Source organism: Streptomyces sp. NPDC059142 (assembly GCF_042755665.1).
Lineage (GTDB): Bacteria > Actinomycetota > Actinomycetes > Streptomycetales > Streptomycetaceae > Streptomyces.
The window spans coordinates 28,805-51,704 of the sequence record NZ_JBHZDA010000010.1; the positions used below are offsets into that span (position 1 = coordinate 28,805).

22 protein-coding genes are annotated in these 22,900 nt (G+C 72.5%); 13 read left to right on the forward strand and 9 right to left on the reverse strand.

All coding sequences use genetic code 11. The features are described 5' to 3' along the window. Positions 1-103 precede the first annotated feature (103 nt). The 4 genes from ACFXPK_RS05995 to ACFXPK_RS06010 all read right to left on the reverse strand — a co-directional run bounded on the left by ACFXPK_RS05995 (position 104) and on the right by ACFXPK_RS06010 (position 4,821). A complete protein-coding gene (locus tag ACFXPK_RS05995; RefSeq protein ID WP_385072129.1) occupies positions 104-3,127 on the reverse strand; it encodes a SpoIIE family protein phosphatase in 3,024 nt (1,007 codons plus the stop codon). 91 nt (positions 3,128-3,218) lie between these two features. Beyond that, a complete protein-coding gene (locus tag ACFXPK_RS06000; protein ID WP_385072132.1) occupies positions 3,219-4,067 on the reverse strand; it encodes a helix-turn-helix domain-containing protein in 849 nt (282 codons plus the stop codon). 21 nt (positions 4,068-4,088) lie between these two features. Beyond that, a complete protein-coding gene (locus ACFXPK_RS06005) occupies positions 4,089-4,607 on the reverse strand; it encodes a DUF6879 family protein (protein WP_385072135.1) in 519 nt (172 codons plus the stop codon). Beyond that, positions 4,579-4,821, reverse strand: a complete 243-nt coding sequence (locus ACFXPK_RS06010; RefSeq protein WP_385001846.1) for a hypothetical protein — start codon at positions 4,819-4,821, stop codon at positions 4,579-4,581. The genes ACFXPK_RS06005 and ACFXPK_RS06010 overlap by 29 nt, the downstream gene beginning before the upstream one ends. Positions 4,822-5,328: 507 nt before the next feature. On the opposite strand from ACFXPK_RS06010, the gene ACFXPK_RS06015 reads away from it, so the two are divergent. The 3 genes from ACFXPK_RS06015 (at position 5,329) to ACFXPK_RS06025 (ending at position 8,209) form a co-directional block, all read left to right on the forward strand. Beyond that, positions 5,329-5,796 (forward strand): hypothetical protein, encoded by a 468-nt coding sequence (locus ACFXPK_RS06015; protein ID WP_385001849.1) that lies wholly within the window; start codon positions 5,329-5,331, stop codon positions 5,794-5,796. Between the two features lie 290 nt (positions 5,797-6,086). After that, on the forward strand, positions 6,087-7,292 hold the full coding sequence (locus tag ACFXPK_RS06020; protein WP_385072138.1) for an NAD(P)/FAD-dependent oxidoreductase: 1,206 nt from the start codon (positions 6,087-6,089) through the stop codon (positions 7,290-7,292). Then, entirely contained in the window at positions 7,289-8,209 is a 921-nt protein-coding gene (locus ACFXPK_RS06025; RefSeq protein ID WP_385001854.1) for an RNA polymerase sigma-70 factor, read from the forward strand. The genes ACFXPK_RS06020 and ACFXPK_RS06025 overlap by 4 nt, the downstream gene beginning before the upstream one ends. Before the next feature lie 139 nt (positions 8,210-8,348). On the opposite strand, the gene ACFXPK_RS06030 is transcribed toward ACFXPK_RS06025, so the two are convergent. After that, entirely contained in the window at positions 8,349-9,587 is a 1,239-nt protein-coding gene (locus ACFXPK_RS06030; protein WP_385072142.1) for a cysteine desulfurase-like protein, read from the reverse strand. Between the two features lie 317 nt (positions 9,588-9,904). Between ACFXPK_RS06030 and ACFXPK_RS06035 the strand changes: the two genes are divergently transcribed. From ACFXPK_RS06035 to ACFXPK_RS06065, 7 genes are all read left to right on the forward strand, one after another. Next, positions 9,905-11,302, forward strand: a complete 1,398-nt coding sequence (locus ACFXPK_RS06035; protein ID WP_385072145.1) for a S1 family peptidase — start codon at positions 9,905-9,907, stop codon at positions 11,300-11,302. A gap of 268 nt (positions 11,303-11,570) precedes the next feature. Next, positions 11,571-12,287 (forward strand): TetR/AcrR family transcriptional regulator, encoded by a 717-nt coding sequence (locus ACFXPK_RS06040; protein ID WP_385072148.1) that lies wholly within the window; start codon positions 11,571-11,573, stop codon positions 12,285-12,287. A 160-nt stretch (positions 12,288-12,447) separates the two neighbouring features. Then, positions 12,448-13,260: a cupin domain-containing protein gene (locus tag ACFXPK_RS06045; protein WP_385072151.1), complete on the forward strand. Its 813-nt coding sequence runs from the start codon at positions 12,448-12,450 to the stop codon at positions 13,258-13,260. Positions 13,261-13,450: 190 nt separating this feature from the next. After that, positions 13,451-14,002, forward strand: a complete 552-nt coding sequence (locus tag ACFXPK_RS06050) for a type 1 glutamine amidotransferase domain-containing protein (protein ID WP_385001869.1) — start codon at positions 13,451-13,453, stop codon at positions 14,000-14,002. Further along, the gene (locus ACFXPK_RS06055) at positions 14,002-14,799 is read left to right on the forward strand and encodes an HAD family hydrolase (protein WP_385072153.1); all 798 of its coding nucleotides are present in this window, start codon (positions 14,002-14,004) and stop codon (positions 14,797-14,799) included. Before ACFXPK_RS06050 ends, ACFXPK_RS06055 begins: the two co-directional genes overlap by 1 nt. A 115-nt stretch (positions 14,800-14,914) precedes the next feature. Beyond that, complete coding sequence (locus tag ACFXPK_RS06060) at positions 14,915-16,288, forward strand: MFS transporter (RefSeq protein ID WP_385072155.1); 1,374 nt, start codon at positions 14,915-14,917, stop codon at positions 16,286-16,288. After that, positions 16,285-16,977, forward strand: coding sequence for a type 1 glutamine amidotransferase domain-containing protein (locus ACFXPK_RS06065; RefSeq protein ID WP_385072158.1), 693 nt, complete (start codon positions 16,285-16,287; stop codon positions 16,975-16,977). The genes ACFXPK_RS06060 and ACFXPK_RS06065 overlap by 4 nt, the downstream gene beginning before the upstream one ends. Here the strand turns inward: ACFXPK_RS06065 and ACFXPK_RS06070 are convergent. Then, complete coding sequence (locus ACFXPK_RS06070; protein WP_385072161.1) at positions 16,904-17,542, reverse strand: flavoprotein; 639 nt, start codon at positions 17,540-17,542, stop codon at positions 16,904-16,906. The genes ACFXPK_RS06065 and ACFXPK_RS06070 overlap by 74 nt on opposite strands. A gap of 315 nt (positions 17,543-17,857) precedes the next feature. On the opposite strand from ACFXPK_RS06070, the gene ACFXPK_RS06075 reads away from it, so the two are divergent. After that, positions 17,858-18,664, forward strand: coding sequence for a hypothetical protein (locus ACFXPK_RS06075; protein WP_385072164.1), 807 nt, complete (start codon positions 17,858-17,860; stop codon positions 18,662-18,664). Positions 18,665-18,737: 73 nt separating this feature from the next. Here the strand turns inward: ACFXPK_RS06075 and ACFXPK_RS06080 are convergent, their stop codons facing one another. Together ACFXPK_RS06080 and ACFXPK_RS06085 are read right to left on the reverse strand one after the other, a co-directional pair. After that, positions 18,738-19,133, reverse strand: a complete 396-nt coding sequence (locus ACFXPK_RS06080) for a YciI family protein (RefSeq protein ID WP_385072166.1) — start codon at positions 19,131-19,133, stop codon at positions 18,738-18,740. Between the two features lie 117 nt (positions 19,134-19,250). Next, complete coding sequence (locus ACFXPK_RS06085; RefSeq protein ID WP_385072169.1) at positions 19,251-20,195, reverse strand: SDR family NAD(P)-dependent oxidoreductase; 945 nt, start codon at positions 20,193-20,195, stop codon at positions 19,251-19,253. A gap of 111 nt (positions 20,196-20,306) precedes the next feature. Here ACFXPK_RS06085 and ACFXPK_RS06090 point away from each other — a divergent pair, with 111 nt between their 5' ends. Further along, positions 20,307-20,972 carry a TetR/AcrR family transcriptional regulator gene (locus ACFXPK_RS06090; protein ID WP_385072171.1) on the forward strand — a complete coding sequence of 222 codons (666 nt, stop codon included), beginning with the start codon at positions 20,307-20,309 and terminating at the stop codon, positions 20,970-20,972. Positions 20,973-21,105: 133 nt separating this feature from the next. Here the strand turns inward: ACFXPK_RS06090 and ACFXPK_RS06095 are convergent, their stop codons facing one another. Continuing rightward, on the reverse strand, positions 21,106-21,930 hold the full coding sequence (locus ACFXPK_RS06095; RefSeq protein ID WP_385072174.1) for a type 1 glutamine amidotransferase domain-containing protein: 825 nt from the start codon (positions 21,928-21,930) through the stop codon (positions 21,106-21,108). A 148-nt stretch (positions 21,931-22,078) separates the two neighbouring features. On the opposite strand from ACFXPK_RS06095, the gene ACFXPK_RS06100 reads away from it, so the two are divergent. Next, entirely contained in the window at positions 22,079-22,762 is a 684-nt protein-coding gene (locus ACFXPK_RS06100; RefSeq protein WP_385006751.1) for a type 1 glutamine amidotransferase domain-containing protein, read from the forward strand. The last annotated feature ends 138 nt before the right edge of the window (positions 22,763-22,900 follow it).

A 22,900-nucleotide genomic window follows, 5' to 3' on the forward strand; every position in this document is an offset into this window, starting at 1 on the left:
GCGATGGTGACACCGACGGACCGGGCGCGCCCCGCGATCACTCGGATATGGCGGAATTCGTACGCTCCCGAACGCGCCCGCCCCGCGCCACACGTCACCCCGGTCACACGCGGTGCGGCGGCGCGCCGATCCCCCCGAGGCCGCCCGGACCGTCCAGCTCCCCCAGGTCCCCCAGCTCCCCCAGGTCTCCCAGGTCTCCCAGCCCGTCCAGATCCCCCAGCCCGTCCGGACTCCCCAGGCCCCCCAGTCCCCCCAGATCCCCCAGGTCCCCCAGACCCCCGGGCCCCGGGTGGTGGCCCTCCGCGCCCGGGAGCGCCTGTTCCGTCCAGATGCACTTGCCCGTGGCCGTGTACCGCGTGCCCCACCGCTGCGAGAGCGCGGTGATGAGCTGGAGCCCGCGCCCGCCCTCGTCCGTCGCCGAGGCGCGGCGGATCCGGGGGGTGGTCAGGCTGCCGTCGCCGACCTCGCAGACCAGTTCCGCGCTGCGCAGCAGCCGGAGCCGTACCGGACCCTTGGCATGCCGTACGACATTGCCCACCAACTCGCTGACCAGCAGTTCCGTGGTCGTCGCCAGTTCGTCGAGGCCCCAGGCCGTGAGCTGCTCCCTGACGTGCTTGCGCGCCTCCCCGGCGGCCTGCGGGTGCGAGGGGAGCGGCCAGGAGGCCATGTGGTCGGTGGCGAGCGCGTGGACGCGGGCGACCAGGAGCGCCGCGTCGTCGGCGGTGCGCTGGTCGTCGGGGAGGAGCCCGGCCATCAGGGTGTCGCAGAGCTGGTCCAGATCGGCGCCGGGGGAGGTGTCGGCGGTACGGAGCAGTTCGGCCAGGGTGGCCATGCCCTCGTCGATCTCACGGCCCGACGACTCGATCAGGCCGTCCGTGTAGAGGACGAGCAGCCCCTCCTCGGGGATCGTCAGCTCGGCCGTCTCGAACGGCGGTTCCGCCGCGCCGAGCGGCGGCGCGAGGGCCAGCTCGGGGAAGTGGACGGTGCCGTCGGGGTGGACCACGGCGGGCGGCGGGTGCCCGGCGCGGGCGAAGGAGCAGATCCGGGTGGTCGAGTCGTACAGCGCGAACAGGCAGGTGACGAACGAGTCCTCGCCGAGGGCGCCGACGATCTCGTTGAGATGGCTCATGATCTCGTCGGGCGGCATCTCCAGGGCGGCCAGGGTGTGGACGGCCGTACGGACCCGCCCCATGGTGGCCGCCTCGGGCAGCCCGTGGCCCATCACATCGCCGATGACCAGCGCGACCTGCCCGGCGGAGAGCGGGATGATGTCGTACCAGTCGCCGCCCACGTCCATGCCCTGCCCGGCGGGCAGATAGCGCGCGGCGGCCGTGCACGCGGGCAGTTCGGGGAGGGTGCGGGGGAGCAGCCCGCGCTGGAGCTCCTGCGACCGGGTGTGCTCGGCGTCGTACAGCCGGGCCCGTTCCAGCGCGTGCGCGACGAGGGCGCTGATCGCGGTGAGCAGCGTACGGTCCTCGTCGGGGAGGCGGTGCGCCCGGTCGAAGGCGATCACGCAGACGCCGAAGGTGTGTCCCGAGGCGACCAGCGGCAGGAACGCCCAGGCCCGCTTGGCGGCCTCGGACGGGCGGTGCCGCATCTCCGGGTAGCGGGCCACGAACTCGTCGGCGGAGGAGATGAACAGCGGCTTCCCGGTCAGGACCGACTCCCAGATCGGGCCGCCCCGCGCCGGCGTGGAGCGGACGATCACATCGACGAAGTCGAGCGGATAGCCGACGGACCCGATGCACGACAGCCGGTCGCCGCCCACCTCCACGGCCAGCACGATCAGCCCGCTCGCGCCGAACGGCCGCAGCACGCGCCGCGCCACGGCGTCCACCACGTCCCGCGAGGTCGTCGCCCCGGCGAGGGCCGTCGTCAGCTCCGCGATCCGCGCGGCCCGGTCGGCGGCGGCACGCTCGGCGGCGTCCTGCTCGGCCTGACGGCGGCGGCGTTCGGTGACATCGGTGAAGTAGAGCGTGACGCCGTCGGGCACGGGGACCAGCCGCAGGTGGTAGCTGCGGTCGCCCTCGGGGGCCCGTACGTCGAAACCGGCGGGCCGGCCCGCGGCGGCGGCCTCCCGGCAGCGGGCCTCCAGCCCCGGCACATTGCGTACGGAGGGCAGCTCCCACAGCGGGTGCCCGAACAGCTCCTCCTCGGAGGAGCCGAGCGCCTGCTCCGCCGCCAGGTTGACGAAGGTGATCCGCCAGTCGTCGTCCACGGCGAGGAAGCCGTCGCTCATGTGGCGCAGGGCGCGGCTGAGGGCGTCGCGGGCGGAGGGCGACTCGTTGCTGTCCCAGGCGCGGCCGACCATCCGGACGGGCTCGCCCCGCTCGTCCAGTACGGTCCTGCCGCGCGCCTGCGTCCAGCCGTAACCGCCGTCGGGGCGCCGGACCCGGTACTCGGCCTCGAAGACGGTCCCGTTGCGGATCGCCCGCTCGGCGGCGGCGAGGGTCCAGGCCAGGTCGTCGGGGTGGACGACCTTCATCCAGCTCTCGATGCTCGGGACGAAGTCGGCCGGGTCGGTGCCGTAGATGGCCATGGCGGCGTCGTCCCAGGCCAGCTCGCCGGTGTGGATGTTCCAGTCCCAGGTGCCGATCTGGACGGCCTTCAGCGCCTGCCGCAGCCGCCGCCCGCTCATCTCCTCACCGGGCGGCCGGGCCCGCGCGGGCGGCGGCGCCTGTTCCATCCGCTCCTCGGCCCAGGCGACGACGGCCCGCAGGAACTCCCACTGCGCCTCGGTCGGCCGGCCCCGGGCCATGACAAGGGTGAGCGCGCCGACGGTACGCGCCCCGCCCGACACGGGCACCGCCGCGAGCCCGGCCCCCGGCCACCCTGCCCCGCCCCCACCGGGCACCCACACCCCGCCACCCCCACCGGCCCCGCCCTGCCGCACGGCGAGCGCGGGCGCGGTCGGCCCCTCCTGATCGATGATCTCCCAGGGCCGCACCAGATGCGGCGGCAGCCCGGTCGAGGACACGAGGCGCAGCGCGGACATCGGCCCACGCAGATGCACGGTCCCGCCCAAGCCGCCCAGCTGGGCCACGGAGTGCTGGAGGGCGAGCCGAAAGATCTCACTCTCCGTGACACCTTGGTCCACGGTGGCCAGCAGATCCAGCCGCGCTTTCATTACTTAAGGCTACATGTTATGTATGTGCGATTCATCACTAATCGCACCCATTGGTGTGCGGTACGGGGTCGCGCGGTACGGCCTGCGGCACCTACCCCAGCGCGTCGATGGCCCGCACGACGAGAGCGCGCGCCTCTGCTCCGTACGCGGCCAGACCGCGCAGCTCGTCGAATGCTCGGACGTACAGGGCGATCTCCTCGGGTGAGATGATCTTGATGGACGCCGACAGCGGTTCCAGATGCACCCGGTGATCGTCGAAGACGGTGAAGGTCTCCAGGGGCCACATACGGCGCGGCACGGTGGACGGGATGATCCCGAGGGACACGGACGGCAGGTCCATGGCGGACAGAAGGTGCCCCAATTGCCCGGCCATGACGCCCGCGTCACCGAGGCGGTATCGCAGGACCGTTTCCTCGACCAGGATCGCAAGCCGGTGATCGCCCTCTCGCACGGCACGCGAACGCGCCATGCGCGCGGTGACGGCATCCGCCACGTCGTCCGGGGTCCCGCGGAACGCGGCGATGGACGACAGCAGTGCCTGCGCGTATCCCGGCGTCTGGAGAACGCCGGGTACCACGTTCGAGCAGTAGATCCGGAAACGCCGGGTGCTCTCGTACAGCGGAACGCCGGACTCCTGGAGACGGCGGAGACCGGTGCGCTGAAGGCGCTTCCACTCCACGTAGAGGGAATCGGCCTCACGGTTCGCGACGATGAGGTCAGGCGCTCGCCGTTCGGCATCGCAGGCGCGGCACCATGCCTGGATGTCCGCGTCGGACGGTGGGGTCCTGACGTTCTCGATGCGTGACGACTTCGACTCGTGCCAGCCGCACCGGGCGGCGAGTTCCCGTTTGGTGAGTCCCGCGTCCAGGCGTATTTCCCGCAGGCGCGCCGCGAGCGCGGCACGTGCGGTCTGAGCGCTGGACGACGGAGAGGTGGTCAAGGTGTGGATTCGGGTCCTGGACTAGTGGATCTCGTAGTGCGCGTGCGGGATCGCACGCTGCCACACGCTGTCGAAGGCGGTGGCGCACACCTCGACGGTAGCGGCATCGTCGGTGATCTCGTCCGCCACCAGGTCACCGTCGCCCGAGAAGTGATGTACCCGCAGCAGTCGGCCGTCGAACAGCCAGAAGTCGTTGCCGGCCAGCGCGAGGTCCCCCGCCTGTCTGCGGGGCAGCCATCGCACCTCCTCCCCCGCCGCCGTGTTGGCGCGGGTGACGTAGTGCTCCCAGCGGATGTACTCGGTCACCGGCTCGGAGACGACCCGTGCGCGACGGACCGCCACTCCCCGGGCCACGGCATCGGCGATCTGCTGATGGAAGGGCAGCCACCACGACGACCGGTCCGACCAGTCGACACGGCTCCCCGTCCGCCACTCCTCGAAGCGCGGGTTGCTGAAGTACGTGTCCCGCAGCTCCAGATGGACGGCGGTCCGCTCGGCGCCGGCCAGCAGCTCACGAAAGGGCGGCACGCTCGGCGGCATCGCACGCCTTCCGCAGGAGGTGCACCATGCGTGCGGGAATCCGGACCACGGCCTCGCCGTCGGGGACGGCGCCGAACTCCCGGCACCGGTCCATGAGTTCGCGGCCCGCTTTCCAGCCCTGGACGACCAGCTCCCGCGTCTCGTCGTCGAACCACACCGTCGGGCAATGGTCGCCGTCGGTCTCCGGGTCGATGCCGATGAAGTGTAAGGCCATGGCCAACCTCCGATGGCTGTGCTTGCTTGCGAGGACTTGCACAAATGGTGCGTCGTCGGATGCGAGTACGTAAGGAGGAAAAACAGCCAACTTCCCAGGCCAGATGGATTGCCGTGCAAGTTGGTGCAAGTCGCTGGTGCGTGGACGTCTGCCGTCCGTACGGTCGCGGAGGGCGTTGCGGCCCGGCCTCCTTCACGGCCCGGTCTCAAGCCCCCCGCCCGGCCGCTCACTCCCTTTCCCCGGCAGCAGTGCGGCTGAAGCGGGTCGGTGCACCACCCCTCGGGGAGAAGGGATCGGCACATGTCCGGAAGTCGCTTACGAGCGCGTGCGGTTGTTCAGGGAGACCCGGACAACACCGATATCGAGGACGGAGACGGGGGCGGGTCCAATCCGTCCTCCGGTTGCGGGGACGAGCTGAGCGCGTAGGCGCGTACGGGCGAGGCGGCTCCGCGCGGGGGCAGCCCGGACGGAAACCGCACCTTCACCCGATGGAGCAAGGAGAGAGCATTGGCGCGCGTCGTGACGGGCGAGGGCAGGGTGACCGTCCTGCCGCTGCTGCATACATGGCCCGACGGGTACGGCGTCGTCGCCTACACGACCACCGGGCACTACGGGAGCACGGCGGTGGTCGGGTACGTGCCCGTGCCGGGCGTGCCGGATCTGGTGCTGGCGGACATCGCGGCGCGGCACGGGCCGACGCGGTTGTACGGGTCCGCGGACGGCAGCCGGTTCGCGGAGGCGTGCTGGTTGATCTGCGTCGGATGGAGCGGGCGCGGCGTACCGAAGCCCGGGACCCTCGAACTGCGCCGCGCCGCCTGGTCGCTGGAGGTGGACGGCTCGACCGAGCTGGTCCGGACGATGTACGGGCACGACGCCCTGCACACCGGCCGGTTCCTGCTGACCACCCCGGACCTGATGGCCCGCGCCCGCGCCGTACTCCCCGGGCGGGCGCACCCTTCACGCCCTCACGGGTGAGGCGGATCGAGGTGGCCGGTGCCGTGTTGGGCACCGCCGGGGAGCACGGCCGCGTGAAGGGCGCCTTCGGAGCTCCGGCCCGGGCACCGGATCCGGCCCGGCCGCCGGCCCAGTCCTGATGTGCCCGCCTCGGCCGGGATGTTGCCGCCCCCGGGCGCCCGGCAGTCGCCCTGTCCGTTCGGGGTGTGGCGCGCGTCACTTCGGCCTCATGTCACGTACGGGGCGCCCCCTTCCATCTGGTGGTCGTCGACAGCGACGTAGGACCGAAGCAGACGGAAGAAGGCCGGACGATGAGCGCACAGTACGAAGCCGAACGGACAGGCGCCCACCACGTGGTGATCCTGGGGGCCGGGTACGCGGGCATGGCCGCGGCGGTCCAGCTCGCGGCCAGGGCCGGGCGGCGCGGGGAGGTGCGGGTGACGCTGGTGAACGCCCGGGAGCGGTTCACCGAGCGGCTGCGACTGCACATGACGGCGACCGGGCAGCCGCTCGCCGAACTCCGCATCCCGGAGCTGCTGGAGGGGACGGGCACGAGGTTCGTGCGGGGGTGGGTGACGGCGGTGGACGCGGAGGCGCGGACCGTGCGGATCGACGACGACCTGGTCCTGCACTACGACACGCTGGTGTACGGGCTGGGCAGCGTGGCCGACACGGCTGCGGTGCCGGGCGCCGAGGACCACGCGTACACCCTGAACAGCGCGCAGGACGCCGAGGTGCTGGCCGATCGGCTGGCGAGGCTCGGCAGCGGCACGGTGGTGGTCGCCGGCGGCGGGCTGACCGGCGTCGAGTCGGCCGCGGAGATCGCCGAACGGCACCCGGGGCTGAGGGTCGTGCTGCTGGGGCGGACCGAGCCCGGCGCGGCCATGAACGCGAAGGCGGGGGCGTACCTCCGGGCCGCGCTGGACCGGCTGGGAGTGGTGGTGCGCGGCGGGGCGGAGGTGGTGAAGGTGCTGCCCGGCGCGATCGGGCTGGCCGGAGGGGAGCAGGTCGCCGCCGATGTGGTCGTGTGGACCAGCGGTACGAGGGTCTCGCCGCTGGCGGACGCCGCGGGGCTGACCGTCGACGAGCGCGGCCGTGTCGTCACCGACGCCACGCTGCGTTCGGTGTCGCACCCGGAGGTGTACGCCGTCGGCGACGCCGCGGCGGTCCGGCAGGGCTACGGCGTCATGCACGGCACCTGCCAGAGCGGGATGCCCACCGGTGTGCACGCCGCGGTGTCGATCCTCCGCGCGCTGAAGGGGCGGCGGCCCCGGCCGTTCCGCTTCGGCTACTACCACACGGCCGTGAGCCTGGGCCGGGATGACGCGGTGGTGCAGTTCACCCGGCCCGACGACAGCCCGCGGAGAATTCATCTGACAGGGCGTACCGCGGCCCGGTACAAGGAGACGGTGACCGCCTCGCCCTGGCCGACCTACGGCCGTATGAAGAAGATGCCCGCCTCGGGCGCGTTCTGGCCCCGTGGTGGCCGCTACACCCGGCTCCGGGACGCGCGATGACCCCGCTGCCGGCCGACCCCGACCAGACGGTGTTCCACCAGTACCGGAGCCTGCTGTTCTCGGTGGCCTACCGTCTCCTCGGCAGCGCGACCGACGCCGAGGACGCGGTCCAGGACGCCTGGATCAAGTGGTCGGCCGCCGACCGTTCGCAGGTGGCCGATCCCAAGGCGTATCTGACGCGGATCGTGTCGAACCTGGCGCTGGAACGGCTCCGCTCCACCCGGCACAAGCGGGAGACCTATGTGGGGCCGTGGCTTCCCGAGCCCATCCTCACCAGCGGTGACACCGCCGAGGCCGTCACGGAGGCCGAGTCCGTGTCGATGGCGATGCTGGTGGTGCTGGAGACCCTGAGTCCCCTTGAGCGTGCGGTGTTCGTGCTGAAGGACGTCTTCGGCTTCAGCCATGCCGAGATCGCGGCGGCGGTGGAGCGCTCCGAGGCCGCGGTACGGCAGACCGCGCACCGGGCCCGTGCCCATGTGAGGGCCCGGCGGCCACGCTTCACCGCCGACCGGTCGCGGCAGCGCGAGGTCACCGAGCGGTTCTTCGCCGCCGCTACCGGTGGCGACATCAACACCCTGATGGAGCTGATGTCCCCGGACGTCACCCTGTGGACCGACGGCGGCGGCAAGGTCCGCCAGGCCCTGCGGCCGATCGTGGGCGCGCAGACGGTGGCCGCCTGGTTCGCCGCCATCGGCACGGTCAGCTACGAGGGCGTCGGCCCGTCCGACATGAGCGCCCGACTCGTCGAGATCAACGGTGGGCCGGGTGTGCTGTTCAGCGCACCGGACCGCGTGATCGCCACGGTCACCCTCGACTTCGACGCCGACGGCCGGATCACCGCCCTTCACAACGTGGCCAACCCGGACAAACTCCGGGCCGTCGCCGACGGCGCCGCCCATGACGTCGGAACGCGGTGAGCCCGTCCGCACGTCGGGGCGGGGGAGCCCGAGGCCGCCGTACGACCGACCCGCCGACCCGCCGACCCGCCGACCCGCCGACCCGCGGCCCCGCCGCCCCGCCGTCCCGTCGCGCTTCACCGCTCCTCCGCGGCCCGGGTCACGCCGCCAGTTCGGCCACCCCCGCGAGCAGCCGGCCCACGTCGGAGGCGTCGTTGTAGTGGACCAGGCCCGCGCGGACCGCGCCGCCCGTGTCGCGCAGGCCGAGCGAACTGGTCAGTTCCCAGGCGTAGTTGTGGCCGCTCCAGACGTTCACGCCGCGCCTCGCGAGATGGCCGGCCACGGCGGACGGGGTGTGGCCCGCGACGCGGAAGTAGGCCGTCGCGGTGCGGTGCGCCGGGTCGCCGTAGAGGGTGACCCCGGGCAGGGCCCGGAGGCCGTCGAGCAGGGTGGCGAAGAGGCCCTGCTCGTACGTCTCCACCGCCGCCATCGAGGCGAGCAGCCGTTCCCGGCGCGGGCCGCCGCCGCGCGGGCCGCCCAGGGACGCCAGATGGTCCACCGCCGCGGTGACCCCGGCCAGGTCCGCGAAGGGCAGGGTTCCCGTCTCGAAGCGCTCGGGCACCCCGTCGGGCGAGCAGGCCAGCTTGTCGGGGCGCAGGGTCTCCAGGAGCGCCGGGTCCGCGACGACCGCGCCGAGGTGCGGGCCCGACCACTTGTACGCGCTCGTCGCGTAGAAGTCCGCGCCCAGGGCGGCCGCGTCGACCGGGCCGTGGGGAGTGGCGTGCACGCCGTCCACGTACGTCAGCGCGCCCACCGCGTGCGCCTTCGCCGTGATGGCCGCGACATCGGGGCGCGTGCCCAGGATGTTGCTGGCCGCGGTGACGGCGACCAGCCGGGTCCGCGCGCCGAGCAGGGCGTCGTACTGACCGGCCGGCAGCTCCCCGGAGACCGGGTCCACCTCCGCCCACCGGACGACGGCACCCGCCCGCTCCGCGGCCCGCACCCAGGGGCGGACGTTCGCGTCATGGTCCAGACGCGAGAGGACGATCTCGTCCCCCGGCCCCCAGGCCGCCCCGAGTACCCCGGCGAACCGGTGGATCAGCGTGGTGGTGTTGGCCCCCAGCACCACCCCCTCCGGCCGCCCGCCGACCAGATCCGCGACAGCGGCACGGCACCCGTCGACCAGGGCGCCCGCGCGGTCGCTCGCCGGGAACGCACCGCCGACATTGCCGATCCCCGCGCGGTAGGCCCCCGCGATCGCCTCGATCACGGCCTCCGGCGTCTGCGTACCGGCCGCGCCGTCCAGATAGGCGACGCCGTCCCGCAGCGCGGGATACGCCGCGCGCACCCCCGCCACGTCGAGACCGTCGCCCGGTGCGAGTCCGTGATCAGTGCTCATATCGCTGGATCCCCTCCGCCGCTCCGTATACCGCTGCCCGGCCGGGTCCTACCCGGCGCGGCGCGCCGTATCACGCCTCAGGGGTCACACGGGTCGCGGCGGGTCGTCGCCCTGGCCGAACAGCAAGGCGGGTTCTGCTCCGGCGCGACCGAGCCGACCGGTGGATACGGGGCGCGACCGTCGCCCGATCGGGAAATCCGGGCGGCTTTGAACCGGGCGCGGGTCCCGTACGTATGGGAGGAGGGCCCTCTGATGCCCGGGGCTCCGGCGCTGGCGATGTCGTAGACGTCGTACCGGTACGACCTTGGGGGCCACGGATGAAGCACGCGCGACGCCACCTCCGGCGGATCACGCGACTCGCCGCCGTCGGCGGGCTGGTCTGCGGTGGGCTGCTGGTCTCGAACGCCGTGGCCGGTGAACCGGCCGACCGCGGTACGGGGGCCGGGGGCGTGGCCGTCGGTGAGGTGGGGACGGGGCTGGTGGCGAAGCTCGGTGCCTCGCGTACCGCCGGTACCTGGATCGCCGCGGACGGGCGGCCGGTCGTCGCCGTGACGGACGAGGACGCGGCGGCCGAGGTACGGAGCGAGGGGGCGCGGGCCGAGGTGATGCGGTACAGCATGCGCGACCTCACCTCCGCGACCGAGGCGCTGGCCGAGGCGCCCCGGGTCCCCGGGACCGCGTGGGCCGTGGACTACGCCTCCAACCGGGTCGTGGTGCGGGCCGACCGGACCGTGTCCGCCGGCGACTGGTCCCGGATGACCGAGGTCGCGGACGGGATCGGCGGCTCCGTGGAGATGGAGCGGACCACGGGGGAGTTCCGTACGAAGGTGAACGGCGCCGCGCCCATCTTCACCAACAGCGACCGCTGTTCCGTCGGGTTCAACGTGACGGACGGGCAGAACATCTTCGTCCTGACGGCCGGGCACTGCGGCCCCGCGGGCACCACCTGGTTCCAGGACTCCGGAGGCGCCACGCTGGTCGGCTCGACGGTCGCCACGACGTTCCCCGGGAGCGACTTCTCGCTGGTGCAGTACGAGAATCCCGCCGCGTTCGACGGCACGAGCACCGTCGACATCGGGGACGGCCGGGGCGTACGGATCATCGGCGCCGCCGACCCCGTCGTCGGGCAGCAGGTGTTCCGCAGCGGCAGTACCACGGGGCTGCGTTCCGGGCAGGTGACGGCGTTGAACGTGACGGTGAACTACCCCGAGGGCACCGTCAGCGGCCTCATCCAGACCACGGTCTGCGCCGAGCCCGGCGACAGCGGCGGCCCGCTCCTCGCACAGGGGCTCGCGCTCGGGGTGACCTCGGGCGGCAGCGGGGACTGCACGGTCGGCGGTACGACGTTCTTCCAGCCGGTGTCGAGCGCGATGGCGGCCCTCGGGGTGCGGCTCGCGGGCGTCGACGCGCAGGGCACCCCCACGGCGACGGGGAGCAGCGACGGGACGGCGGACCAGGCCGTTCCCGCCCCCGCGGGGGCGGCGGGCGGCGGCGCGCCCGCGGGCAGCGGTTCGGGGTCGGGGACCGGTACGGGGACGGGCGTGGGGGCGGGAGCGGGTGTCGGAACGGGCTCGGTGAGCTCGATCGTGGACTACCGGACCCTCGTACCCGGGCTGGTGATCATCGCGTTGAGTCTGCTGGGGCTGACGATGGCGCAGCGGATGTGGTCGGACAAGGCCCGCTATCGCAGTCAGTACTCCCAGAGTTGGGGGTAAGGGTCCCTGCTATGCCCGCTGCCGCTGCCGCTGCCGCTGCCGCTGCCGCTGCTGTTGTGCCTGTTGTGCCCGCTGTGCCTGCCGCGCCGGCCGTGCGGCGTCCCTCTGCCCCGGGGGCTCCGGAGGCGTTCCGCAGGGAGCCCGTAGGGGCGCCGAATACCGTGCCTATACCGCGCTTTCGGCTGCCCTGCGCGGGTATTCGACGGTAAGCGAATCATGTCCCAATGGGACATTTGGGGTGTACGATCGACCCTATGAAGGTGATGAGGTGACCCGGCAGGAGCCCGCCCCGACCGACGCCCCGGTCGAGGACGGCCGGCAGCGCAAGGCGCGGCGTACGCGGGAGGCGCTCGGTTCGGCCGCCGCCGATCTCATGCTGGAGCGGGGGCTGGCGGAGGTCACCGTCGAGGCCATCGCCGAGCGCGCCGACGTCACCCGCCGTACGTTCAGCCGCCACTTCAGCGGCAAGGAGGACGCGGCCGTCGAGTCGACCCGGGTCGACGGCGAGCGCATCAACGACGCCCTGCGCGCCCGGCCCGCCGGTGAACCGCCGCTGGTGGCCTACCGGTCGGCCGTCCGTGTGTGGCTGTTCGACGAGGAGTGCCCGGGGGTGCACCGACGCCCCCGAGGCCGGGCGCTGTTCGCCCTGATCGACCGTGAGCCCGCGCTGTTCGCCGCGTACGAGCGGGTACGGATCGAGGCCCAGGAGGAGTCCGTACGGATCCTCGCCGAGCGGCTCGGGGTGGACCCGGACCGGGATCCCCGCCCCGCGGTGGTCGTCGGCGCCGGTGTCGGGGTGCTGATCGCCGCGCTCCGGATGTGGGCGCGCAGTGCGGACGGCGACCCCGAGGGGCTGCCCGTACTGGTCGAGCGCGCGTACGACGCGCTGAGCGGGGAGGCCTCGGCGCGGAAGGGCGGACCCGTAGGGGAATCCCCTTACCCGGGCGGCGAAAATCGTTTCTCCTTGACCCGTTCGAGGTATTGAGCCCGCCTCGCGGCCACCCCGGAACATCAGATTCCCCTCAACAAGGAATCTTCATGCCCCCACCAGAACTTCCTATTTGAGCGGAAGTGCCGATCGGTGCTTTAGTTGCCGTGTCGAGATTGATCGGCCATGGGCAATCCGCAAACGGGGGTAGGAAAACATGGCGGCCACACCTGTGACCAACATATTCGAAAGCGCGAGGGAGGCCGGGGAAGGGATCGAGACCGGCCCGCGGTGGGATCCGACCGTCCGACTGGACGCCGGCACCGCGGACATCGCCGAGTTGAAGCGGCTCCTGCGGCGCGGTGCCCGCGTCGCGCACGAGCAGTTCGACGAGGACACGCATCTGGACGAGGTCATACCGAAGCCGTGGGGGTACGAATACCGCGCCTTCGTGGACGAGTTCTTCGACTTCTGGGCGCTGCACATCGACGCCCCGCACAGCACCTCGGTGCATGTGCACCCGCGCAAGCTGACGTATCTGCTCTGTCTGGGGGGACAGGGCGTCACGACCGGCCTGGGCGGGGTCTCGATCCCGATCAGGCAGGGCAGCGTCGTACGGATCGCGCCCGGCGCGTTCCACGGCACGCGGAACGCGGGGGACGAGCCGCTGGAGCTGATCGAGGTCGAGTCGCCGAGGAACAAGTTCGATCTGATGCGACTCAAGGACGACTACAACCGGGCGGGAACGGCGTACGAATCGACCTCGCTCGAAACCCCGCGTCACCCGATGCGGAAAGTGGTCGCGTTTCCGAACACGCGGATGCGGGCGCGGACGCCTGACGGGCGTTTCCGTTTCGAACTCCGTACGGGAATGGACGTGTTCTACCGGCGGCGTGCCGAGGACCTCTTCCACATTCCGCTCTGCGTCTCCGGCGCGGTGTACGCCGACATCGAGATCCTGACCGGCCGGCCGGAGGACGCCCGGCGCGTACAGGCCGACAAGCAGTATCTCTGCGTCAGCCGCGCCTGACGGAAGAGGATTCCGTAGAGGACGCCGAGAGGAAGCCGGGGAGAAGTCGAGAAGAAGCCGGAGAGCGGAGTTCGGACGATAAAGCGAAAGAAGTAAAGGACGAGGGCGAGAGATCGTCAGAGATCATCGGGGATCGCGGAGGACCACCGGAAACCGCGATCGGTCGAGAGGAAGATCCGGGGGGATCGTCATGTCTCACACTGCTGTCATCATCACCGGTCAGGGATTCCAGGACCACGACGTCGTCTACACCTACTACCGCCTCCTGGAGGAGGGCTGGCAGGTCGACATCGCCACCAGGAACGGCGATCCGACCACCGGCAAGTACGGGGTGCCGCTGCCCATGGACAAGACGGCGCGGCCGCTCATCGCCTACGAGGACCTCGCCGTCGAGCTGTACGACACCGTGATCCTCACCGGCGGCCACGAGGCGCCGGACCGGGTCCGGCAGGACCGCGACGTGCTGGACTTCGTCGCGGGGATGAACGAGGCCGGCAAGGTCGTCGCCGGGCTCTGCCACGGTCCGTGGATCATGGTGAGCGCCGGGGTGCTGCGGGGGCGGCGCGCCTGCGCGTACATCGGGCTCCGCGACGACGTGATCAACGCGGGTGCCGAGGTGGTCGACAGCGACGTCATCGTCGACGGCAACATCATCACCTGTTCGTACTACGGGTACATGGGCGCGTTCATGCGCGCCGTGTTCCGGACGACGGAACAGCTCGCGGCGAAGAGCGCCGCCTGATGGACCGTCATGCGCGGGCACGGGCGGGGGAGCCCGGTCCGGAAGTGGGGCGCGAGCAGGGGCGGGGGCTGCTCGCGCTCGACTTCGACGGGGTCGTCTGTGACGCCCTGGACGAGTGCGCCCTCATCACCTGGCTCGGGGAGCAGCCGTATGACCCGGCGCTCCCCGGGCCGGGGCAACTGGCCCGGGTGCCGGAGGAGTTCACCGAACGGTTCCGGAAGGTACGGGACTACGCGCGGGTGCTGGACCACTTCCTGGTGGCTCATCACCCCGCGGCCGGCGCGATCGGCTCCCAGGCGGAGTTCGACCGGCTGTACGCCGCGCTGCCGCAGCCGCGGGTCCGGCGGTTCGTGGCGGGCGCGTCCGCCGCCCGGGACTGCCTCCGGGAGAAGGAGCCGGAGTTCTGGCTCGGGCTGCACACGCTCTACCCCGGGATACCCGGTCTGCTGCGGCGGGCGGGCGTGCCCGTGGTGATCGTGACGGCCAAGGACGAGTCCTCGGTACGCGCCATCCTGGCCCACCACGGCCTGGAATCGGCGGTCGCCGAGGTCTACGGGGAGTGCGCCGCCAAACCGGAAGCGGTCCGGGAGGCGTGCGCGCGACGGGGTGTGCCGCTGGAAGCCGCCACGTTCGTGGACGACAACCTGACCAATGTGCGCGGGGTGTCGGCGGCGGGCGTGCGGGCGCGGTGGGCGCTGTGGGGTTACCAGACCCCGGAACACCGCGCGGAGGCAGCAGAGTTCGGGATCACGGGGCTCGAACTGACCGGCCTGGCCGGGCTGCTCTCGACCTTCTAGCCCACTCCGGGAAGGGCGCCCGGTGGACTCGGTACGGCACCGGGCGCCCCTCTTCCGACCCCGACCCTGATCCCGACCTCCGTATCCGACTCAAGGTCACGCAATGGGGGGTTCCATGACCACCGCCGCGAGCCGGGCCGCGCACCGCGACGCCCCGCGCCGACGACGACCGGATTCTTCTTCGCCCACTCCTACGCCCGCTCCTACTCCTTCGCCTTCGCCTTCCCGGTGGGCCTTCTCCTTCCGGGTCCAGCTCGCGCTGCTGGTGGCCATGGCCTTCGCCATCCCCGCGCAGCTCTACCTCGCGATACCCGTCGCCGACCGCGTCCGGGTCGCGTACGGGGTCGACGCGGCGTCCGCCGCCTGGACCGGGGCCGCGTTCTCCCTCGCGTACGCCCTCGGCTTCCTGGTCTTCGGGCCGCTCTCCGACCGGGTCGGCCGACGCCCCGTCCTCGCGGGCGGCGCGCTGGCGACGGCGGTGACCACCGCGCTGACCGCCGCCGCGCCGGGGCTCGGCTGGTTCCTGGCGGGACGGGCGCTCCAGGGGTTCGCGGCGGCGACCTTCGCGCCCGTCGCGCTCGCGTACGTCACCGAGCGGGCGCCCGCCGCCCGGCGGCCCGTGGCGCTCTCGCTGCTCACCACCGGGCTGCTCGGGGCGGGCATCGCCGGGCAGGTGTACGGGCAGTTGGTCACGGAGTACGCCGACTGGCGCGCCGCGTTCTGGCCCGCGGCCCCGCTGTACGCCGCGGCGGCCGTGGCCTTCTGGCGTCTCCTGGCACCCGGTGCACCCGGTGCGCCCGGTGGAGTCCCGCCCGCTCCGGGCGGTTCCGTCCGTGCCGTCGCCGCCACGGCGCTCACACTCCTCCGTACCCCGGGACCGGCCGCCGTCTTCGCCGCGGCGCTCCCGGTGTTCGGTGGCTTCGTCGCCTTCTACGCCGTGCTGGAACGGGAGTTGCGCCTGACGTACGGGTACGACGCGGGCGGGCTGCTGCTCGCCCAGGCCGCCGGGGCGGTGGGGCTGCTGGCCGGCCCGCTGGTGAACCGGCGCTTCGGCGCCGCCGGGCCCCGGGCGCTCGCGCTCGCCGGATATCTGATCTCGGCGTCGGGGCTGCTGCTGGCGCTGGTGGCGGGTATCGCCGCCGTGCCGGAGGCGGTGATCGGCGCGGGCGTGGTCTTCGTCGCGGGTACGGGGCTGATCGTGCCGGGGACGGTCGGCCTGCTGCACCAACTCGCCCCGCAAGCGCGGGGAACGGCCGGAGCGGTCAACACCTTCGCCCTGTTCGCGGGCGCCTCGGCCGGCCAGCTCGCCGCCGCGCACCTGGGGCTGCGGCCCATGCTGGCCGTGCTCGTGGGCGCCACGCTGCTCGCCGCCCTCACCGTGGCCACCGGAACCCGTACCCGAACCCGAACCCGTACCGCCACTCCTGCGGGCAGGAACAGGAACAGGAACAGGAACAGGAACAGGAACAGGAGCAGGAGCAGGACATGACCGTGACCCGGCCCCGGCGCGTGCTCCACGTGCTGACCAGCCATGCCACCCTCGGCGACACGGGCGCGCCCACCGGATTCCACCTCGGCGAGACCGTCACCCCCTGGCGGCGGCTGCGCGCCGACGGCCACGCGGTCGACTTCGTCTCCGTACGCGGCGGCCGGCCCCCGATGATCGGGTACGACCCGCACGATCCGGCCCAGCGCGCGTTCCTGGCCGACCCGGCGGGCGGCGGGCTGCTCGACCGTACGCCGCGGCCCGAGGAGGTGGACCCGGCGGCGTACGCGGGTGTGCTCTTCGTCGGCGGCCACGGCACGATGTGGGACTTCCGGGGACACCCGGCGCTGCACGCGCTCGCACGCCATGTGTACGAGTCGGGCGGGGTGGTGGCCGCGATCTGCCACGGCCCGGCGGCCCTCGTCGACCTGACCCTCTCGGACGGTACGCATCTGGTGGCCGGCCGGGAACTCACCGCCTTCTCCCAGGTGTCGGAGACCGCGCGCGGGCTGGCGGACGTCGTACCGTTCTCGCTCCAGACGGCGCTGGAGGAGCGTGGCGCGGTGTTCTCGGCCGCCCGTGACCGGCGGTCGCACGTGGTGGTGAGCGGCCGGCTCGTCACCGGGCAGAACCCGCAGTCGGCGGCGGAGCTGGCGGATCGGACGGCCGCGCTGCTGCGCTCCCGGCGCTGAGGAGTTCCAGCGCCTCCTCCCAGCGGAACGGATCGGCCCCGTCGCCGCCCCCGCCCTCGTCTCCGCCCCCGTTTCCGTCCTCGGCGCCGGGGGCGTGGGAAGTGGTCGAGCCGACGCGGACGCCCATCTCGCGCAGCAGGTCCAGGCTTCTGCGGTACGCGGGGTGCGCGGCCAGGTCCGGGTTGACGTACGGGAGGACGGCGGTGGGGACCCCGGAGCCGTACGCCTCGCAGAGGATGCCCAGCGCCAGGGTGTCGGACATCCCGGCCGCCCACTTGTTGATCGTGTTGAAGGTGGCCGGGGCGACCGCGATGGCGTCGGCCGGCGGCAGGGGCCGGGGGTCGCCGGGCGAGCGCCAGGCGGAGCGGACGGGGTAACCGGTGCCGGCTTCGAGCGCCGGGATGTCGAGGAAGCCGAGGGCGTACGGGGTGGCGACGAGGCCCACGTCCCACCCGGCCTTCCGGGCCGCCGTGACCAGCGTGCCGACATCGCCGGCGATCGCCGCCGCGCACACGACGACGTACAGGAACGGCTTCTTCGTCCGTGGGTCCACCTGGTCACTCACGCGGGAACTCCCCCTTCACGGCTCCGTCTTCACGGCTCCGTTCTCACGGCTCCATCATGTGCTGTTCAGGCAGGGTACGGGCCGGTCGCGGGCCGCCGGGGTGCGTCGGGAGGGCAGCCGCACTGCCCTCCCGACGTACCCGCGGCCTCTTCCGGAATGCGAGAAGTGGCGGAAAATGGGTCGGCAACCTCCGGCCCTGTGGAAGGACCCGCCGTGCACAGCCGTGACGCACACACCTCACACGCCCCGGGCCACGCGCGCTCCCGCGGCGCCGACGACCGCCCGTCGGCGCGTACCGGCGGTCCGGGGTCCCCGATGCACTCCTTGCAGAACTCCGCCGGAAACAAGCTGGTGCTGCGCGCGATGTCCGGCCCGGAAGCGGGTGGCCGGCCGCACGCCGGAGCCGCGACGCCCTTGCAGAGGGCGATGGGCCCCGGACAGCCGGTGCAGAGGGCGGGGTTCAAGAACACGCCCGTGGGCGATGGGGGGAGCTTCGGCGGCGCCCTCGACCCGGACGACGTCCGGCTGCTCGGAGAGGCCGCGGGCCGGGTCCACGAGATCATGGCGAAGGCGCAGACAGCCGGCAAGGAGGTGCTCCTCTACATCGGCGTCGGCACCGGCAACCCCGCCGCCGCCTGGGGCAACCCCACCAGCGGCGGCACCGGCGGGATCACCGAGGCGGACCAGCAGTCCCCGGGCTTCCTCGCGGAGGCGGGGGCGGCCGGCTACACCGTGATCGCCGTCAACTTCAACGTCGGCGACGGGAAGGCGATCTCCGAGACCGGTGGCGACGGCCCCGTGGTGAAGATGTCCGTGCCCGCCCGCTTTCCGCTCGACGCGGACGGGAAGAAGGCGGCGGAGGGCCCCGTGGCGGCGCTCCACGCGGCCGCCGGGGCGGCCGGCCGCTTCGCCATCATGAACGCCGTCACGCAGGCCGACTACCAGCCCCTGATCGACCTGGCCACCGCCAAGACGAAGGGTCAGTCCGCCTACCTGAAGTCGTACATGCAGGACGGCAGCACCAGCGCGTTCTCCCCGATGAACAAGAAGAAGGGGATGCACTCCGAAGGCGGCAAGTTCGGCTCCATGGGCGATGTCTTCGCCGCGGACAAGGACGAATAGGCCGGGCCGCCGCGCCCGGCGCGCGACCAGGGCCGGAACCCGGCACCGGCCCCCGGGCCGCCCCGGGGCCGTCTCACGCCTCCGGCGGCCCCGCGGGGACGGGGTGGATCTCGACCGGCTCGTTGGCCGGCGCTCCGTCCGGGCCCGGCGCCGCGGAGACCCGGGCGGCGAACTCGACCGCCCGCTCCCTGTCCTTCACGTCGATCACCCAGTAGCCGGCGAGGATCTTCTCGGCCCGGAAGTGCGGTCCTTCCGACACGACCGGGTCGCCGTCGTCCCGCGCGCTCACGGAGGTGACCAGGGACGGCCCGCCGAGCCCCTCGGCCTGCACGAACTCGCCGTTCCTCACCAGTTCGTCGTTGAGCGTGCCCATGTACGCGACCATCGCGCGCAGCGCGTCCGGCGTGTACGAGGCCATGTCGGCGTCCCAGGTCTCACGGTTCCCGAAGAGCTGCACCATGTACTTCATGTCGTGACTCCCTTGTCCCGTCCGGAGGCGTTCCGGGTGTGTGAGGGGTTGACCGTCCCCGCCCCCGGAACTCATCGCGCCCCGGCCCCGACACGGGAGCTACAGGAGCTACAGGAGCTACGGGAGTGACGGGAGCGACGGAGACGCCTTCCGCCCGGACCGGACGACGGGGAACGTCACCCCGGTGAGGTCCTCGGAGACGTCCCACAGCCGCTGCTGGACGGCCACCTCGTACGACGCCGGGCTGGAGGTGACCAGCCGGGGGTGGCCCATGATCTCGTTGCGTCCGCCGGGGCCGTAGTACTGGCCGCCGAGCGTGGCGGGGTCGGTGGCGGCGCGCAGGGTCGGCAGCGCGCCCATCGCCGGAGTCTGGGTGATCAGCGGCGCGAGCCAGGTGAGCGGAATCCGGAGCGGCGCCGGGGTGTTGCGGGCGAGTTCGGTGCTGGACACGCCGGGGTGCGCGGCCACCGCGACGGTGGTGCCGTGCGGGGCGAGCCGGCGCTGCAACTCGTACGTGAACATCAGGTTGGCCAGCTTGGACTGGCCGTAGGCGGCGGACCGGCTGTACGAGCGCTCCCATTGCAGGTCGTCGAAGTGGATGTCGGCGCGGATGCGGTGGCCGGTGCTGCTGACCGTCACCACGCGCGAGCCGGGCACCGGCAGCATCAGGTCGAGCAGCAGCCCGGTGAGCGCGAAGTGGCCGAGGTGGTTGGTGCCGAACTGCATCTCGAAGCCGTCCGGGGTGGTCTGCTTCGGGTTGTACATCACGCCCGCGTTGTTGATCAGCAGGTCGATCCGGTCGAGCCGGGACCGCAGCGCCGCCGCCGCGCTCCGGACGGAGTCCAGCGAGGTCAGGTCCAGTGCCTGCACGGTCACGTCGCCGGTCATCCGGGCCGCGGCCTGCTCGCCCTTCTCGACGTTGCGCACGGCGAGCACCACGGACGCCCCGCGCTCGGCGAGTGCCTTGGCGGTCTCGTACCCCAGCCCGGTGTTGGCCCCGGTCACCACGGCCACCCGCCCGTGCTGGTCCGGAATGTTCTCTGCTGTCCACTTCTCGCTCATGTCAGGCTCCTTGTCGACCATTAACGTACCGAAGGTATCTTGTGTCGACGACGTTAAAGTACTCCCGGTACGTTGTCAACGTACCGGCGGTACCTAAGTTAGGCTGTGGCCGTGACTTTCCAGCGGGCGCGAACCGAGGAGCAGCGGGAGATCCGCCGGCGGGCGATCCTCGACATGGCGTCGGCGATGCTCGACGAGATGCCCGTGGCCGCGGTCACCCTGAACGAACTCAGCCGCCGGGTGGGCCTGGCGAAGCCGAACGTGCTGCGCTACTTCGAGTCCCGCGAGGCGGTGCTGCTGGAGCTGCTGGACCGCTTCCTGCGGGAGTGGCTGACGGAGCTGGAGGCCGAGTTGGCCGCCGGCGTCGACGAGGATCTGCCCATGGAGGAGCGGGCGAGGGCGGTGGCCGTGATCCTCGGCCGCTCACTCTCCGGCCGGACGGTGCTCTGCGATCTCTTCGGCGCGCAGGGCGGCGTCCTGGAGCACAACGTCTCCGTCGGGGTCGTGACGCGCTTCAAGCACGCCTCCCTGGAACGTCTGGCCACCATGACCGCCCTGATCGGGAAGTACCTGCCGGAGCTGGGCGGGAGCGCGACACTGTTCAGCCTCCAGACCATGGTCATGGCCGGCGCGCTGTCGTCGTACAGCACGCCCCCGCCCAGCCTGCGGGCGGCCTACGAGGCCGAGCCCGAGCTGGCCCGCCTCCATCTGGAGCTGAAGGGCTACCTGGAGCAGGCCCTGACCGCGACGCTCCTGGGCGTACTGCCCCGCGGCTGACCCGGTCCGCCCCGCCCGCGCTCTTCCCGGCCTTCCCGGTCTTCCCGGTCTTCCCGGTCTTCCCGGCCCTCTCGGCCTCCCGGTGGCGGCGACGTCGAAGAGGAATTTCTCCGTCCGGGTATTTTCCGTTCCCTCAGCGGACATTCCCGACCGCTGTCGGCCGAACGGAACCTGCGGAATTCGCGGGGTGTCCGATCAGCCAGTCACGGGGGAGTTCCCTGCCGAGTGCGCACCGCATACCGAGGGCCGTGGCCTCCGCCGACGACGCCGGATTCTGTCCCGTGACCAGGTTTCCGTCGCGTACGACATGAGGCGCGAAGGGCTCGCCCGACTCGTACCGCGCCCCGCGCTCGCGCAGCGCCTCGTCGAGGAAGAACGGCACGGTGGCCGCCAGCCCCGCCGCCACCTCCTCGTCCCGCGAGAAGCCCGTCACCCGGCGCCCGGCGACCAGCGGGGCGCCCTCGGGCGTACGGGCCGCCAGCAGCCCCGCCACGCCGTGGCAGACCGCGACGACCACACCGCCCCCGGCGTGGAAACGCGTCAGGAAGTCGGCCAGGCGCGGATCCTCGGGGAGGTCGAGCATGGCGCCGTGACCGCCCGCGATCAGCACGATGCCGAAGCCGGCGGGCTCGTAGCGGTCGGCCGTCGTGGTCGCGGCCAGGCGTTCGCGCACCGTGGCGTCGTCGAGGAAGAGGCGCTGCGGCAGGTCGGAGCGGTCGACGCCGCCGATCTGCGGGGTGCCCTCGCGGGTGCCCGCGAAGGCGAAGTCCCAGCCCGCGGCGAGCAGGGCACGCCAGGGGTACGCGGCCTCGGGCAGCCAGAACCCGGCCTGACGGCCGCTGGGCAGCCGCGCGACGCTGCTCACCACGATCAGCCCGCGCCGCGCGGGCCCGCCCGGCCCGCCCGCCCCGCTCCGCGTACCCTCTCCGCGCTCTCCGCTCTCCCCGGGCTCTTTCATATCCATTCCATTCTCCGAAGGGAGGCCACCGTAACGAATAACTTCCATGAAGTTCTCTATGGGGGCAATCGAACAGATTATTTGGCGGCCAGGAATCCCGGTGCCTACATTCGGTGAACGGAATCGCACACGGAAATGGAGAACGGTAATGGCCAAAAAGGTTCTGTTCGCGCTCACGAGCCATGGCGCCCTCGGCGACACCGGCCGGCCCACCGGCTACTACGTCCCCGAGGTGGCCCACCCCGCCGCCGTGTTCCGCGCGGCGGGTTACGAGGTCGCGTACGTCTCCGTCCAGGGCGGCGAGCCGCCGCGCGACGGGTTCGATGCCGGGGACCGGGTGCAGGCCGACTTCCTCGCCGACCCGGGGACCGCCGCCGCGCTGGCGAGCACCGCCGCGCCCGGTGAGCTGTCCGCCGCCGACTACGACGCCGTCTTCTACGCGGGCGGCCACGGCGCGATGTGGGACCTGCCCGGCTCCGAGGACCTGGCGGCGCTGGCCGCCGGGGTGTACGAGCGCGGCGGTGTGGTCGCCGCCGTCTGCCACGGTCCCGCCGGGCTGGTCAACATCCGGCTGACGGACGGTTCGTACCTGGTGGAGGGCAAGCAGGTCTCGACGTTCACCAACGAGGAGGAGGCGGCGGTCGGGCTGACCGAGGTCGTGCCCTTCCTGCTGGAGAGCAGGCTCGCGGAGCGCGGCGCGAAGATCACCAAGGCGGGTACCTTCGCCGAGCACGCCGTCGCCGACCAGCGGCTGGTCACCGGTCAGAACCCGGCCTCGGCGCTGCGCGTCGCCGAGCTGGTGGTCGAGCAACTGGAGGCGCTCACCGCCTGACCCGTCGCGCCCGCCCCCGCCGGAAGCGGAGGGCATCGACGCGCGCTCCCCCATGCATGTGGCCGCGGGGAGGGCGGGAGGGGCCCCGTGACGGGCCAACCGGCGTAGTGGCCGGGGGCCGAATGGGGTTTTGGCCCC

Excerpts from the sequence above, each read along its gene's own strand:
- ACFXPK_RS05995 (WP_385072129.1), bottom strand. The coding sequence starts at position 3,127 with ATGAAAGCGCGGCTGGATCTGCTGGCCACCGTGGACCAAGGTGTCACG.
- ACFXPK_RS06005 (WP_385072135.1), bottom strand. The coding sequence starts at position 4,607 with ATGCCGCCGAGCGTGCCGCCCTTTCGTGAGCTGCTGGCCGGCGCCGAG.
- ACFXPK_RS06010 (WP_385001846.1), bottom strand. The coding sequence starts at position 4,821 with ATGGCCTTACACTTCATCGGCATCGACCCGGAGACCGACGGCGACCAT.
- ACFXPK_RS06020 (WP_385072138.1), top strand. The coding sequence starts at position 6,087 with ATGAGCGCACAGTACGAAGCCGAACGGACAGGCGCCCACCACGTGGTG.
- ACFXPK_RS06025 (WP_385001854.1), top strand. The coding sequence starts at position 7,289 with ATGACCCCGCTGCCGGCCGACCCCGACCAGACGGTGTTCCACCAGTAC.
- ACFXPK_RS06030 (WP_385072142.1), bottom strand. The coding sequence starts at position 9,587 with ATGAGCACTGATCACGGACTCGCACCGGGCGACGGTCTCGACGTGGCG.
- ACFXPK_RS06035 (WP_385072145.1), top strand. The coding sequence starts at position 9,905 with ATGAAGCACGCGCGACGCCACCTCCGGCGGATCACGCGACTCGCCGCC.
- ACFXPK_RS06045 (WP_385072151.1), top strand. The coding sequence starts at position 12,448 with ATGGCGGCCACACCTGTGACCAACATATTCGAAAGCGCGAGGGAGGCC.
- ACFXPK_RS06050 (WP_385001869.1), top strand. The coding sequence starts at position 13,451 with ATGTCTCACACTGCTGTCATCATCACCGGTCAGGGATTCCAGGACCAC.
- ACFXPK_RS06055 (WP_385072153.1), top strand. The coding sequence starts at position 14,002 with ATGGACCGTCATGCGCGGGCACGGGCGGGGGAGCCCGGTCCGGAAGTG.
- ACFXPK_RS06060 (WP_385072155.1), top strand. The coding sequence starts at position 14,915 with ATGACCACCGCCGCGAGCCGGGCCGCGCACCGCGACGCCCCGCGCCGA.
- ACFXPK_RS06065 (WP_385072158.1), top strand. The coding sequence starts at position 16,285 with ATGACCGTGACCCGGCCCCGGCGCGTGCTCCACGTGCTGACCAGCCAT.
- ACFXPK_RS06075 (WP_385072164.1), top strand. The coding sequence starts at position 17,858 with ATGCACTCCTTGCAGAACTCCGCCGGAAACAAGCTGGTGCTGCGCGCG.
- ACFXPK_RS06080 (WP_385072166.1), bottom strand. The coding sequence starts at position 19,133 with ATGAAGTACATGGTGCAGCTCTTCGGGAACCGTGAGACCTGGGACGCC.
- ACFXPK_RS06085 (WP_385072169.1), bottom strand. The coding sequence starts at position 20,195 with ATGAGCGAGAAGTGGACAGCAGAGAACATTCCGGACCAGCACGGGCGG.
- ACFXPK_RS06095 (WP_385072174.1), bottom strand. The coding sequence starts at position 21,930 with ATGAAAGAGCCCGGGGAGAGCGGAGAGCGCGGAGAGGGTACGCGGAGC.
- ACFXPK_RS06100 (WP_385006751.1), top strand. The coding sequence starts at position 22,079 with ATGGCCAAAAAGGTTCTGTTCGCGCTCACGAGCCATGGCGCCCTCGGC.